General features: G+C 69.3%; 13 protein-coding genes. 9 read left to right on the forward strand and 4 right to left on the reverse strand.

Annotated features, from left to right (window positions below):
• Position 1: 1 nt before the first annotated feature.
• The 8 genes from BN948_RS13530 to BN948_RS13565 are packed head-to-tail and all read left to right on the forward strand — an operon-like array spanning position 2 to position 8,312.
• Positions 2 to 1,201 carry a glycosyltransferase gene (locus BN948_RS13530; protein ID WP_009518457.1) on the forward strand — a complete coding sequence of 400 codons (1,200 nt, stop codon included), beginning with the start codon at positions 2 to 4 and terminating at the stop codon, positions 1,199 to 1,201.
• Positions 1,202 to 1,205: 4 nt separating this feature from the next.
• Entirely contained in the window at positions 1,206 to 2,384 is a 1,179-nt protein-coding gene (locus tag BN948_RS13535) for a glycosyltransferase (RefSeq protein ID WP_009518458.1), read from the forward strand.
• Positions 2,381 to 3,013, forward strand: a complete 633-nt coding sequence (locus BN948_RS13540) for a class I SAM-dependent methyltransferase (protein WP_009518459.1) — start codon at positions 2,381 to 2,383, stop codon at positions 3,011 to 3,013. The genes BN948_RS13535 and BN948_RS13540 overlap by 4 nt, the downstream gene beginning before the upstream one ends.
• A complete protein-coding gene (locus BN948_RS13545; RefSeq protein WP_009518460.1) occupies positions 3,010 to 3,570 on the forward strand; it encodes an LbetaH domain-containing protein in 561 nt (186 codons plus the stop codon). Before BN948_RS13540 ends, BN948_RS13545 begins: the two co-directional genes overlap by 4 nt.
• Complete coding sequence (locus BN948_RS13550) at positions 3,567 to 4,451, forward strand: glycosyltransferase family 2 protein (RefSeq protein ID WP_009518461.1); 885 nt, start codon at positions 3,567 to 3,569, stop codon at positions 4,449 to 4,451. Before BN948_RS13545 ends, BN948_RS13550 begins: the two co-directional genes overlap by 4 nt.
• Entirely contained in the window at positions 4,448 to 5,692 is a 1,245-nt protein-coding gene (locus BN948_RS13555) for a WcaI family glycosyltransferase (RefSeq protein WP_009518462.1), read from the forward strand. The genes BN948_RS13550 and BN948_RS13555 overlap by 4 nt, the downstream gene beginning before the upstream one ends.
• Positions 5,689 to 6,879 carry a glycosyltransferase family 4 protein gene (locus BN948_RS13560; protein WP_009518463.1) on the forward strand — a complete coding sequence of 397 codons (1,191 nt, stop codon included), beginning with the start codon at positions 5,689 to 5,691 and terminating at the stop codon, positions 6,877 to 6,879. The genes BN948_RS13555 and BN948_RS13560 overlap by 4 nt, the downstream gene beginning before the upstream one ends.
• Positions 6,873 to 8,312, forward strand: a complete 1,440-nt coding sequence (locus BN948_RS13565) for a hypothetical protein (protein WP_009518464.1) — start codon at positions 6,873 to 6,875, stop codon at positions 8,310 to 8,312. The genes BN948_RS13560 and BN948_RS13565 overlap by 7 nt, the downstream gene beginning before the upstream one ends.
• Before the next feature lie 22 nt (positions 8,313 to 8,334).
• Here the strand turns inward: BN948_RS13565 and BN948_RS13570 are convergent, their stop codons facing one another.
• The 3 genes from BN948_RS13570 to BN948_RS13580 all read right to left on the reverse strand — a co-directional run bounded on the left by BN948_RS13570 (position 8,335) and on the right by BN948_RS13580 (position 12,440).
• Positions 8,335 to 9,234 (reverse strand): hypothetical protein, encoded by a 900-nt coding sequence (locus BN948_RS13570; RefSeq protein WP_035622091.1) that lies wholly within the window; start codon positions 9,232 to 9,234, stop codon positions 8,335 to 8,337.
• 250 nt (positions 9,235 to 9,484) lie between these two features.
• Positions 9,485 to 11,278 carry a hypothetical protein gene (locus BN948_RS13575; RefSeq protein ID WP_009518466.1) on the reverse strand — a complete coding sequence of 598 codons (1,794 nt, stop codon included), beginning with the start codon at positions 11,276 to 11,278 and terminating at the stop codon, positions 9,485 to 9,487.
• Positions 11,279 to 11,567: 289 nt separating this feature from the next.
• The gene (locus BN948_RS13580) at positions 11,568 to 12,440 is read right to left on the reverse strand and encodes a trypsin-like peptidase domain-containing protein (protein ID WP_009518467.1); all 873 of its coding nucleotides are present in this window, start codon (positions 12,438 to 12,440) and stop codon (positions 11,568 to 11,570) included.
• 195 nt (positions 12,441 to 12,635) lie between these two features.
• Here BN948_RS13580 and BN948_RS13585 point away from each other — a divergent pair, with 195 nt between their 5' ends.
• A complete protein-coding gene (locus BN948_RS13585) occupies positions 12,636 to 13,283 on the forward strand; it encodes a PEP-CTERM sorting domain-containing protein (RefSeq protein ID WP_009518468.1) in 648 nt (215 codons plus the stop codon).
• 21 nt (positions 13,284 to 13,304) lie between these two features.
• Here the strand turns inward: BN948_RS13585 and BN948_RS13590 are convergent, their stop codons facing one another.
• Complete coding sequence (locus tag BN948_RS13590; RefSeq protein WP_009518469.1) at positions 13,305 to 13,991, reverse strand: PEP-CTERM sorting domain-containing protein; 687 nt, start codon at positions 13,989 to 13,991, stop codon at positions 13,305 to 13,307.
• Positions 13,992 to 14,011: the final 20 nt, after the last annotated feature.

Raw genomic sequence — 14,011 nt, forward strand, 5'->3', positions numbered from 1 at the left:
CATGCACATCGTCCTCATCACCCACCCGCCGTTCATGGCCTCTCAAAGCATGCCGCGCTTCGCGCGCATGCTGCAGGGCGCCTACGAGGCCTCGGGCCACGACGTCGAGCTGTGGTCGCCCGCGCCGCGCTGGCACCGCCGCTTCGCCGGCACGCCGCTGGCCAAGTGGGCGGGCTACGTGGACCAGTACCTGCTGTTCCCGCGCTGGCTGCGCCAGCAGGTGCGCCGCCAGCCGCCCGACACCCTGTTCGTGCTGACCGACCAGGCCCTGGGCCCCTGGGTGCCGGCGCTGCGCCAGCGCCCGCTGGTGCTGCACGTGCACGACCTTCTCGCCCTGCGCAGCGCGCTCGGCGAAGAGCCGCGCAACCCCACGCGCTTCACCGGGCGCGTGTACCAGCGCTACATCCGCTGGGGTTTCTCGCAGGCGCGTCACTTCATCTGCATCTCGCAGCGCACGCACGACGAGCTGCTGCGCCTGGGCCGTGTGGACCCGCTGAGCTGCGAGGTGGTGCACAACGGACTGAACGCCAGCTTCGCGCCCATGCCCGAGGCCATGGCCCTGCGCCAGCTCTACAGCGCCGGCCTGCCCGATGCGTCGCGCGGCATCGTGCTGCACATCAGCGGGGGACAGTGGTACAAGAACGTGGCCGGCGTGATCCGCATCTACGCGGCCTACGCGCGCGAGCGCACCGACCCGCTGCCCCTGTGGCTGGTGGGCGTGAAAACCGGCGCGGCCGAGCGCGCGGCGCTGGCCGAGGTGCCCACCCAGGGCCGCGTGTTCTTTCCCAGCGGGCTCGACCACGACAGCCTGCAGGCCGCTTACACCATGGCGCGCGCGCTGCTCTTTCCGAGCCACGCCGAAGGCTTCGGCTGGCCCATCGTGGAAGCGCAGGCCTGCGGCTGCCCCGTCATCACCACCGACGACGCGCCGATGAACGAGATCGGTGGCCCGGCCACGCGCTACCTGCCGCGCCTGCACGCCGGTGAGGACATCGGCGCCTGGGCTCGAGACGGCGCGCGCGTGCTGGCCGAGGTGCTGGACGCGCCACCCGCCGAGGCCGTGCGCCGCAGCGCCACCTGCGTGGCCTGGTCGCGCCGCTTCCTGCCCGAAGTCGCGATCCGCGCCTACCTCAAGGTCTACACCCAGGTGCTCGCGCACCACGGCATCGACCAGGCGGCCGTAGCCGCCCTGCGGGGCTGATCCCATGAAACTCCTGCACGTTCTCCCCACCGTCGACGCCCACGGCGGCGGCCCCATGGAAGGGGTTCGCCAGCGCGGCATCCGCCTGCGCGAACTCGGCCACGAGGTGGACCTCGTCACGCTGGACGACCCCGCCTCCCCCAGCGTCACGGGGCACCCGCTGCGCGTGCACGCCCTGGGCCCCACGGGCGGCAACTACGGCTTCAACCCGCGCCTGGCGCCCTGGCTGCGCGCGCACGCGGGCGACTATGACCTCACCGTGGTCAACGGCCTGTGGCAGTACCACAGCCTGGCCACCTGGCGCGTGTACCGCGCGCTGCGCCGGCCTTACGTGGTGTTCACGCACGGCATGCTCGACCCCTGGTTCAAACAGGCCTACCCGCTCAAGCACCTGAAGAAGTGGCTCTATTGGCCCTGGGCCGAGTACCGCGTGCTGCGCGACGCCTCGGCCGTGCTGTTCACCAGCGAGGAAGAGCGCCGCCTCGCGCGCGAATCGTTCTGGCTGTACCGCGCGCGCGAGCAGGTGGTGGCCTACGGCACGCGCCCGCCACCGGCCAATGGCGCGGCGCTGGCGCAGCGCTTCCTCGACCAACACCCCGAACTGCGCGGCAAGCGCCTGCTGCTGTTCCTGGGCCGCCTGCACGAGAAGAAGGGCTGCGACCTGCTGATCGACGCCTTCGGCCAGTTGGCGCACCGCCACCCGGGCCTGCACCTGGTGATGGCCGGCCCCGACCAGAACGGCCAGCTCGCCGCGCTGAAGGCGCGCGCCAAGGAGCGCGCGGTGGCGCACCGCGTGCACTGGCTCGGCATGGTGCAGGGCGACGACAAATGGGGCGCGCTGCACGCCTGCGAGGCCTTCGTGCTGCCCTCGCACCAGGAGAACTTCGGCATCGCCGTGGCCGAGGCCCTGGGCTGCGGCCTGCCGGTGCTCATCTCCAACAAGGTCAACATCTGGCGCGAGGTGGAGCAGGCTGGCGCGGGCTTCGTCGATGACGACGATGCGCGCGGCACCGCGCGGCTGCTGCTGCGCTGGCTCTCGCTCGACGCCGACCACCGCCAGGCCATGTCCGCCGCGGCGCGCGATCTCTTCGCCAGCCGCTACACGGTCGACGCCATGGCGCAGTCCATCCTGTCGCTGGCCGCCCAGCACGGCCCCCACGCACCCACGCACGCTTCACCATGAACACCAACGTCGTCGACCACTACGGCTGGGACTCGGCCGACCAGCCCACCTCGTGCGGCTACATCGGCCCGCGCGTGATCGAGGAGCTGGACGCGTTGCGCGTGCGCCGCGTGCTCGACCTGGGCTGCGGCAACGGCACCCTCTGCGGCGAACTCGCGCGGCGCGGCTACGAGGTCTGCGGCGTTGACCAAGACGAGGCCGGCGTGCGCCTGGCGCAGGAGCGCCACCCCGCGCTGCGCTTTCACCGCCTGGGTGTGCAGGACGAGCCGCAGCGCCTGGTCGACGCCGAGGGTCACTTCCAGGCCGTGGTCTCCACCGAGGTCATCGAGCACCTGTACTCGCCGCACCTGCTGCCGGCGTTCGCGCGCGCGGTGCTGGAGCCCGGCGGCCACCTGGTGCTCACCACGCCGTACCACGGCTACCTCAAGAACCTGGCGCTCGCCGTCCTGGACCAGTGGGACCACCACCACACGGCCCTGTGGCACGGCGGGCACATCAAGTTCTGGAGCCGGCGCACGCTCACCGAGTTGCTGAGCCAGCACGGCTTCGAGCTGGTGCGCTTCGGCGGCGTGGGCCGCCTGCCCTACCTGTGGAAGAGCATGGTCCTGGTGGCCAAACGCGTCTCATGATCCTCCCCGGCAACGACCCCGCCACGCAGCCCTCGTTCACGCTGGGCAACCGGGTGGCGCGCGCCACCTGGGGCGTGGTGTGGCTGCTGCTGTTCCGCACCAGCCCGCGCCCGGCGCACGCCTGGCGGCGCGCGCTGCTGCGCCTGTTCGGCGCGCGCCTGGGCGCGCACGTGCACGTCTACCCGGGCGCGCGCATCTGGGCGCCCTGGCAACTGGAGATCGGTGACCGCGTGGGCGTGGGCGATGGCGCCACGCTCTACAACATGGGCCCGCTGCGCATCGGCCACGACGCCGTGATCTCGCAAGGCTCGCACCTGTGCGGCGGCACGCACGACATCCATTCGCACAACTTCCAACTGGTCGCCCGCGCCATCGACATCGGCCCCCACGCCTGGGTCTGCGCCGACGCCTTCGTGGGCCCCGGCGTGCGCCTGGCGCCGGGCTGCGTGGTGGGCGCGCGCTCGGTGGTCATGAAAAGCATCGACGAGCCCTGGTCCGTGTGGGCCGGGCACCCCGCGCAACGCATCAGCGCACGCCAACGAGAGGCATCGCCATGACCCAGGTCTCCATCCTCGTGCTCACCAAAAATGAGCAGCAGGACCTGCCGGGCTGCCTGCGCAGCGTGGCCTGGTCGGACGACATCCACGTCTACGACTCGCTCAGCACCGACCGCACGCAGGAGATCGCGCGCGAGTTCGGCGCCACCGTCACGCCGCGCGCCTTCGACAACTGGGCCACGCACCAGAACTGGGGCCTGGCGAACATCCCCTTCAAGCACCCCTGGGTGTTCTACATCGACGCCGACGAGCGCATGACGCCCGAGCTGGTGGCCGCCGTGCGCGCGGCGGTGGCCAGCCCCGGCGAGCACGTGGCCTTTCGCGTGCAGCGGCGCGACTTCTTCCTGGGCACCTGGCTGCAGCACGTGCAGACCTCGCCCTTCTACCTGCGCCTGTTCCGCCCCGAGCGCATGCGCTACGAGCGCCTGGTCAACCCCGTGTCGCTGCCCGACGGCCCCGTCGGCCAGGTGCCGGGTTTTCTCGACCACTACCCCTTCAGCAAGGGCATCAGCCACTGGCTGGAACGGCACAACAGCTACAGCACGCTGGAGGCACGCCAGATCGTGGAGAACCGCCGCCAGCACGAGGGCTTCTCCATCGCCAAGGCCTTCACCGCGAAGGACTTCCACGAGCGCCGCTTTCACCAGAAGGAGCTGTTCTATCGGCTGCCGCTGCGCCCGCTGGTCAAGTTCACGCTGCTCTACGTGGCGCGCGCGGGCTTTCTGGACGGGCGTGCGGGCTTCACCTACGCGGTGCTGCAAAGCATGTACGAGTACATGATCCAGCTCAAGACCCGGGAGATGACGCGCGCCGCCCAGCAGGCCCCCGGAGGGCCCGACGCGCCGACGGCGCCCGATGGCCTGGGCGCGCGCCAGCCATGAAGCTGCTGATCGTCAGCGCGAACTTCGCCCCCGAGCCCGTGGGCATCGGCAAGTACTCGGGCGAGATGGCCGAGTGGCTGGTCGCGCAAGGGCACGAGGTGCGCGTGGTCTGCGCCCCGCCCTACTACCCCACCTGGCGCGTGGACGCCGCGTGGCGCTGGCCACCGTACCGCCACGAGGTCTGGCGCGGCGTGCGCGTGTGGCGCGCGCCGCTGTGGGTGCCCGCGCGGCCGGGTGGCCTCAAGCGCGTGCTGCACCTGGCCAGCTTCGCCCTCGCCTCATTGCCCAGCCTGCTGCGCCAATGGGCCTGGCGGCCCGAGGTGGTGATGGTGGTGGCGCCCGCGCTGCTGTGCGCGCCCATGGGCTGGCTCACGGCCCGCGCCACCGGCGCGCGCGCCTGGCTGCACGTGCAGGACTTCGAGGTCGACGTCGCGCTCAAGATGGGCTTGCTGCGCCAGGGCCTGCTGCGCCGGCTCGCGCTGGGCGTCGAGTCCTGGTTGCTGCGCCGCTTCGACACCGTCTCCACCATTTCGGGTCGCATGCACGAGCACCTGCTGCGCAAAGGCGTGTCGCCCGAGCGCGCGCAGCGCTTCCCCAACTGGGCCGACGTGCAGGCGGTTCGCCCGCTGCGCGGCGCCAGCGCCTACCACGCCGAACTCGGCCTGCCCGGCGGCGCGCGCGTGGCGCTGTTCTCGGGCAGCTGGAGCGCCAAGCAGGGCCTGGACACCGTGGTGCAGGCCGCGCGCGCCCTGAGGCACCGGCCGGACATCGTCTTCGTCGTCTGCGGCCAGGGCGCCCTGCAGGCCGAGCTGGAGGCCGCCGCGCGCGAGCTGAGCAACCTGCGCCTGCTGCCCCTGCAGCCCCTGGAGCGCCTGGGCGAGCTGCTGGGCCTGGCCGACGCGCACCTGCTGCCGCAAAGCGTGGAAGCCGAGGACCTGGTGCTGCCGTCCAAACTCACCAACATGTTGGCGAGCGGGCGCCCCGTGGTGGCCACCTGCCGCGCCGGCACCGAGCTGGCCGAGGTGGTGGGCCACTGCGGCGTGGTGGCGCCGCCGGGCGATCCGTCCGCGCTGGCCCGCGCCATCGAGGCGCTGATGGACGACCCGGCACGCCGGGAAACCCTGGGCCGGCGCGCGCGCGAGCACGCCGAGCGGCACATCGACCGCGAGGCCGTGCTGCGCACGCTGGAGTCGCAACTGCTCGCCGGCCAGGCCGGCGACGCCACGCGCGTGACGCCATGAAAGCCGACCCGCCCTTCATCACACCGGGCATCGCCCCCCTCTCCCCCGGGGAGAGGGCCGGGGCGAAGGGGCCGCACACCAGCACCTCTTTCCCCGCCCCCGGCGAAGCCGTCATCTTCCAGCCCGAGTTCGTCGAATTCGGCGGCGAAGAGCGGGTGATCCTCGCGCTCAGCGAAGGCCTGCACGCCCGCGGCCTGCCGCACAGCGTGCTGTGCTACCGCGACCACATCGACCTCGCGCGGCACGCGCGGCTGCCGCTGCGCGTGCACCAGTTGCGCCCCTCGGGCCCCGGCCTGGCGCGCGCGCTGGCCCTGCGCGCGGCCCTGCAGCGCTTGCACGCGATGGGCTCGCCAACGCCGGTGCTGTTCAACATCCAGTCGGCCCTGCACGCGGGCTTGAGCGGTGCGCGCCGCTACCACCTGCGCATCCCCGACACCTACAGCCTGCTCACGCCCGCCCGCACGCCGTTCTGGGACCCGCTGGACCTGCGCCTGGCCCTGCGCGACTGGGCCACCGGCCGCGGCGTGCGCGGCGCCGAACAACTGCTCACCAACACCCGGGCGCTCTCACGCGAGATGGGCCAGCTCTACGGCCGGTCCGCGCGCGTGCACTACCTGGGCGGCCACGGCCACACCGCGGCCGAGGCCCCCGCGCGCAACCAGCGCCTGGTGCACCTGCTCAGCGTCTGCCGCCTGCAGGCGAGCAAGCGCGTGGACTGGATGCTGCGTGCCCTGGCGCAGGAAGACGGGCAGCGCGACCTGGGCGATTGGCGGCTGCACGTGGCCGGTGCCGGGCCGCAGCGCGACGCCCTGCAGGCGCTGGCGCTGCAACTGGGCATCCACGATCGCGTGAGCTTCCACGGCTTCGTGAGCGACGAGCAACTCGAGGCCCTGTACCGCCAGGCGCACATCTTCCTGATGCCCGCGCGCCAGGGCTTCGGCCTGCCCGCGATCGAGGCGCTGTACCGGCACAGCGCGGTGGTGCTCAACCGCGAATCGGGCGTGTCGGAGATTCTGGAAGGCACGCCCTGGGTGCTGATCGCCGAGGCGGGCGAACGCGCCTTCGCCGGCGCGCTGCGCGCCATGCTGCGCCGCGTGCGCGAGGACGGCTTCTTCGCGCAGCCGCTGCCCGCCCTGCCCGACATGCAAGCCTGGGCCGACGACGTCATCGAGACACTGGGATGGTGAGCGCAGCCGATGCCAGCGCCCTGAGCAAGCCCCCGCATGGCGGGCCGCGGCACGCGGTGCGGCGCTCCCGCTGGCGCTTGCCCCTGGCCCTGGCGCTTGCACTCGCGCCCACCCTGGTGCTGGCCCGGCTGCTGCTCTACCTGGGCCTGCAGTTGCCCGCGCCGGTGGGCGACGGCGTGCTGTTCGCCTCGGTGGCGCAATACCACTGCGGCACGGGCCGCTTCGAGACGCCGATCTTCCCGCTCGACCCGACGGGCGCGTACCGCTACATCTGGCACGGCATCGGCTGGCCCTGGCTGCTGTCGCTGCTCAACCCCACCTGCTCCATCGAAGGCAGCTTCCTGTCCTTGTCGCTGGTGATGGCCGGCACAGCGGCGCTGGCCTGGTGGGCACTCGCGCGCACGCATGGCCGACTGGTGTGCGCCGCATTCGCGCTCGTGGTGTTCGCGCTGCAGGCGAAGCTGATGTTCCGCCCCGAGGTGCTGGCCATCGCGCTGGTGGTGGCGGCCGAGGCCCTGCGCGCACGCGAGCGGCTGTGGTCCTGGGCCTGGCTGCTGAGTCTGCTGGCCTGGGTGCAGCCCACGGTGTTCCTCATCGCCGCCGCGCACGCCGCGCTGGCGCTGGACAGGGCGGGCTGGCGAACGCTGTGGCGCGACGCGATCCCGGGCCTGGGGCTGGCATTGGCCCTGCACGGCGCCATCGCGGCGGCCTACCCCTTCCCCCTGGCGGACCTGCTGCACGGCCTGTCGTTGCAAGGCCAGAGCTTTGCGTCGCGCGACGATGGCAGCCTCTTCATCTACTACCTGCGCAGCGACTTCTTTCCCGCGCTGGGCCTGGCCATGCTCGCCGCGTTCGCGCTGGCCGCGTGGCGACGACCCGCGCTGCTCTTGCTGCTGCCCCTGATCGTGTACTTCGGCCTGCGCGTGCCGCCGGCGTTCTACAACCTGGTGCCGTTGTTCGTGGCCTTGTTGATGGGGCTGCTGGACAAGAGCCACACCCCCGTGCAGGCCGGCGTTCGCCGGCATGCGCTGATGGTGCTGACGCTCACGGCCGCGTTGGGCGCGTTGGGACTGGCGCAATCCGTCGCGCGCGATGCAGTGGGTGTCTGGCGCCAGCACGCACCACCTGAAACAGCCCTGGCCAGCCTGCAAGCCGCGCAGGCACGGCCTCAAGGGGTGTGTGGTGTGCCGTCGTGGTTCACCTTGCTGTTGCCCGCCGATGCGTTCGAGCCGAACCACCAACCGGTGCTGCGCACCTGCCCGGCGCAAGGGGGCGTGGATCTGGTCGCCGCCACGGCGATGGCGAACCATGCCCGCGTCACCGAATGCCAGCGCCACGCGGTGAATGCGCTGCCGCCCTGGCTGGAAAGAACGGCCGGCCGCCTGTTTCGATCCAGCACCGGCTACGTCGTGGAGTTGTGCCCGGCGGGGTAACGCGCCGGGCGAATGCCTGTGCCTACTGCTTCACTGGCGCGATTTGCCCATTGTCGAGCAGGTGCATGACGCGATGGTCTCGCGGCTGCGTCGAGTCTTGCCTCGGGCGAAGTATGGGCGCAGGTCGCCGCCTTTGATTCTCGATCCTCTTGTCGACCCTCTCGAACATATCGTTGGTGTCGCTCTCGCGCTCCGACACGCCGTCGATCGGGGCATTCTCCTCATTGCTCCCACTCACGTCCTCTGTCCCGGGTTTGGCCTGGTTCGGAATCGGGAACTCGATCCCATTCATTGCATCGTGGCATGCAGCGCTCCAGTCGAACTCCTCCTCCGACGTGCGATGCGATGGCGCAACGTCCTTGGACGAGACACCCGATTGCACATCGCCGCCGAAGTCTTTGATGAGCTGGGCAAACGTCCAAGTAGGTATCTTGACCGGCTCAACCTCGACCGACTCAACCTCGACCGACTCAACCTCGACCGACTCAACCTCGACCGACTCGACCTCGACCGACTCGACCGCAGGACGGCCCGCTGGCTTGGCCTCGGTCAACTGCTTCAGCCACTCTCGAACTTTTTTGTTCTCGGCACCACCAGGGGACCGGCACCAATTGAGCAGGTTGTCGGCGACCTGCTGCAGTTGCCCGCCAAATTTGCGGTGATTCATGTCCTCCACGAGAGTGTTCGCCAGAAGATCCCTCGTTTTCGCCCGCAGGTACGTGGGAGCGGTCCTCGGCTTCTTGGAACTGCCATTCACGAAGCGGTTCAGTTCCTGGAGATTCAGCGTATTCCTATCGGCATCGAAAACATTCCGCTTGATCTCGAGGCGTTTCTGGTAGTAGCGAACGGGATTGAACATGGTGCGTTGGCCCCAAGGGCGGGTTGGATACGGGCATCGGGTGATCGGCATCACCTCGAACATCGCCCTGAGTGCATCACCCGGTCTGTCCGGGTCCCCAAACAGATGACCGAGACTACATACCCGACCACCAGGGTCGTAGGCCAATTGACCAAGGCCTGGACTCGCGCACGGCCTTCGCTACCAGAGTCGCCTGAGACCGGCGTGGCTAGACGGGCTTGCTGTCAACAACTGCCAGCCCATCGCCCGTACCAGGCATCACTTGAGGCTCCCCCGCGGCGGAGCCTTCCGATGCAGTGCCCCCCTGGCTACCTCAGAGTGGGTCCACCGGTGTCCCAACCAGCACACCATGTTCCCGCAGCGTGTTGATCGCCCGCGATGAACCCTCGGCCTTCACGACGACCACCGAACCGTCAACCGGCTCGCCGGCCAATCGCAGCACGACATCCTCACCGCCCACGCGCAGATACAGCGCGTTGGAGACTTGGCTCCAGTACCCTTGAATCCGCTTCGATCCGTCTTTAGACAGATCCAAGGGCTTGCCGCCTCGGCACTTGAACATCTCGTCGATGCGCGGGTGAATCACCCTTTCCGGCCCGCCGATGGTGGGCGTGTTTGGCATCCCTGGTGAGGCGACAGCAATCGCCGGGACCTGAGCAATCTGACTCTCACGCGCGACACCACTGCTCACCGCCACGGGGGTCGGCAAAGGCTTGCCAGTGAAAATGCCCATTGCTTGAAGCTTCTTCATGGCGGCTTTCGAGCCATCCACGGTCAATACATGGACGACGTCACTGTTCGGAAGACGTTTCAGCACGACGTTGACCTCTTCGTGTCCGTCCCGAAGACAGAGGGTGTCAGAGATCCCGCTCCACGTGCCCGTCAGTAGCTCGGACAGCTGCACTGTCCCGCCACGCTCCCTGTACATGGCGGCCACCCAGCTGTGCGAGGTGTCGAGGCGCACGCCAACGCATGTGGCCGCAGCTGGCGGCAATGGCTTGTCGCCGCGGGCCTGCTCGAGGAAGCCCTGCTTTTCCAGTGAGTCCAGCGCATTCTTCGACCCTTCCAGCGACACGATGGCGAGGGTGCCATTCCATGGCTCTCCCGTGAACACGATCGTCACGTTTTCATCCTCCACCCGAAGCACCACGGTGTTCCCCACTGGGTTCCAACGGCCCCTCACCTTCAGCGACAGGCGGAAGGAAGACCCGGGTGCTTCAGAGAACATGCGTGCCACCTCAAAAGTGTTCATACGCATGCGGACATTGGTCAACGCTGCCGAGGCGGGTGCGCACCTTGCTGTCGTTGCTGGCTCCTGTACGAGCGTCGTCACGCCGCTCAGCACCGCCGCGATCGCCATGGCCATGTCTCGGTCACGAGCGTCAATGACGCCATCCCCTTCAACTTGTGCGGCCACTTCATTCACCCGCTCCCAGCCCACGTAGCCATCCAGTTGCTCGTGAAGCAGTGCTTTCTCCATGTCACTCAATACTCGGCCTCTGCGACATTGCAGGGCGTCGTCCAGCAGGACCACCTGGCCATCGTCTGCCACCACAGCTGGGGGAATGCCTCCGCCCTCCGTCACTGCGCAGTAGGCCAGCAGCAGGCCGAAAGCATTCACCCCGGCGAGCATGGGCAAATGGTCGCTCAGGCAATCGACTTGAGCTCCGGCGGTTGTCTCCTCTGCGGGCGACAAAACGACCAGCACGGAGCCCCTGGGCAAGAGGTGGGCATGCTTCAGTGCCCCAGCCCCATAGCAACTGGTCAAAAAAATCTCGACGGGTCCTTCGTGGCATTCGGTGATGGCCTGGAACAGCTCGGCCACCGGCAGCCAGACGCCCATGTCCAACTGGATGCAGAAGACACCTTTCTCATAATCTCCGTGGGCCTGGACGAAGAGCAAGGTGCGTTCCACGGGGGATTTCGCCAGGGCCAGCAAAAGGCCGTCCTTGACCGGCTCCTGCCCCACCAGGGACTTGTCGCCGGACACGATGGCTTGCGTATTCTCCAGACGGGTGGCGAGTCCCTTCGCAATGGACCGGGTGTCATCAGCGGTGAACGCTGTGCCACCCGGCCCGCCGACCACGATGGTGCGCTCGACATTCATCGCGGGTGTTCCCCGAGCGGCGGGAGGCACCGTGCCCGAAGCCCGCTTCGGATGGACAGGCGTCATGAATCGCGTGGACGACAGCGTGGTGTGATTGGAGCCACTGGTCTGGGATGGAGTGGGGAATGAGTTCCGAATGGCCATGGGGAGTCGGGTATCCAGGGGTGAACCAGCGACATCGGACTTGGCGATGGCGTTGGGCGAAGCGGCGTGGGTAACCTCTAAACGCCTCGCGGTTCGCTGGACCATCCACTGGCGGCGCACCCGGCCCTGTGGGCGATGCTTCTGCTCAGGAAGCAGGCTTCCCACCCGCCGCCGTCCGCAGCGTCTCCGCAATCCACCGTGCATGCGCCACCAGCACCATCCCCCCCGCCACGCGCCCACTGCCGTTCGCGCCGTTCGGCCCGTTCAGCGTCGCCTGGAAGGTGTTGATGCCCGCCAGGCCCCATTGCCCGTCGATCACCACGAAGGCGGCGCTGCCCGAGTCGCCCGAGACCAGCGTGGCCTCGCGCGCGGCGCCCAGCGTGCCGTTCACCGGCAGCGCGGGGCCCAGCACGTTGCTCGACAGGTCCGGGCCGTCGTGGTCGAACAGGTACTGCCAGGGCCGACCCTGCGGGTCGGGCGTGACCGCGTCCACGCGGTTCTCGCCGGTGCCGATGAGGGTGGTGCTGCCGCCGTGGCTGACGAGGCGGATGGTGTGTCCCAAGAGCGGGCCGGTGTACACGCGCGCGGCACCCATCTCGCGCGGCACCGGCGTTTCCAGCTTCACCAGCGCCAGGTCGATCTTGTGCGAGATGAACTCCGGGTGCACGTGAACCGCGCTCGCGCGGCTGGAGAAGCCGCCGCCCAGCGGCGTGCGGAACACCACCTCGTGCGGCGTGGGCACCGCACCGTTGACGACGTGCGCGGCCGTGATGAGCCACTGCCGCTGGATCACCACCGCGGACACGAGCCGGTTGCCGGCCGAGAGGCTGCCCACGGCCGCGGCCGGCGTGTCGGGCGCGGGGTCTGACACACCGGCCCCGCCTTCCAGTGCGGCACTCCAGGGCGTCCAGCAGCACGCGGCGAAGCCCGCAAGGCCTCGCAACAACAACTGGCGGCGGCGCGGGGCCACGTTACAGACGGCCACACTTTCGCCGCCGACATCATCCGATCGGACCATGCTCATTCCCTTGCAATGGCGTTCACGGACACACAGAAACGAATCACGGCCGGGACAATCCCGGCACATGGTTCGTTACCCGTGTCCGCCAACAGGCGCCTGAACTCAAACACAGGGCATGGCTCGGGTGTAGCGCTCCTTGATGGCCATCTGATGACTCCCCCCTCGGTACGCACCGAAAGAAAGGAAACCGATATGCAACGCCTTCGATCGATCGCACGCGCCGCCGCCCTCTCGCTGGGTCTGGCGGTTTCCATGGCCGGTGCCGGCGCGCAGACGCTGGGCGCCAGCGGCGGCGTGTCCGCCGCGCTCGACGCCGACTTCAACCCGAGCTGGTGGAGCGACGCCTCGTTCGACCTGGGCCAGTTCGACCTGGACAGCATGTGGCAGGGCGCCTCGCTGTTGCTCAGCGGCCCGGCCTCGCTCAGCTTCAGCTTCGTGGGTGGCGAGTCCACCTACAACAACGCCTTCCTGGCGGGCGGCCAGCGCATCGACAGCCTCGGTGACGGCGGCCTGACGCTGGGCGAGTCGTTCACCTACGCGCAGGCCAGCGCCGGCTCGGTGGACTTCGGCTTCCTGTCGAACGGCTGGGGCACGCTGTTCGCCAGCGGCAGCCTGCGCGTGGGTCTGCTGCTCGCCGCGGACCAGCGCAGCGCCCTGCTCGTCTTCAACGACGCCTACCTGGGCGACGTCGATTTCGACGACATGGTGATCCACGTGGCGATCACGCCCGTGCCCGAACCCGAGACGCTGCTGATGTGGGCCGCCGGCCTGGTGGGCCTGGGCGGCTGGCTGCGTCGTCGTCGCGGTCAACATCGCGCGGTTCGGGCTCTGGCGGTCTGATCGGGGTAGGCCCGCGTTCGCTCAGGCGGACGCGTTGGTGGCGCGGCGGCGGCGAACCGTCACGCCGATCACGCCCAGGCCGGCCAGCAGCATGGCGATGGTCTCGGGCTCGGGCACGGCGCTCACGCTGATGTTGTCGAGGCGGAACTCGCTCACACCGGCGTAGTCGTTGATGTCCACGATGCCGAAGGCCAGGGTGACCGGGCCGCCGGTGAGGAACTGGTAGCTGAACTGGCCGACGCTGGGCAGCAGGCCCAGGGCGAAGGTCTGCACGATCTGGCCGTCGATGGCAACGAAGGCCAGGTCTTCGAAGCCGCTCACGCCGATGTCCTGGCTGGTCAGGCCGAACCAGAAGTCCAGCGACAGCGTGTCACCCGCGCCCACGTTCAACACCTGCTTCATGGCCGAACCTTCCGCGGCCCAGCCTCCGACGTCCAGGTCGGCCACGTTCACGCCGGCGAAGGGCGCCAGGTCGTTCACGTCCACGGCGGACACGCCAGAGTGGTTGAAGAATTCCTCGAGATCACCGTCCATGTAGGCGGTGGTCAGCGTGGCGCGCTTGGCCACGCCTTGCACGGACACGTCGCCGATGGTCTGCCAGCCGGTGAGGCCGTCGGTGAACGAGCCGTTGGTGACGAGGGCGAATGCGGGGGCGGTACCGGCCACGCACAAGGCGGCGGCGGCGATCAGTTGGCGAACGGATGTCATGGCTTGCCTTTCAAGCGGAT

The organism is Hydrogenophaga intermedia, assembly GCF_000723405.1.
Lineage (GTDB): Bacteria > Pseudomonadota > Gammaproteobacteria > Burkholderiales > Burkholderiaceae_C > Hydrogenophaga > Hydrogenophaga intermedia.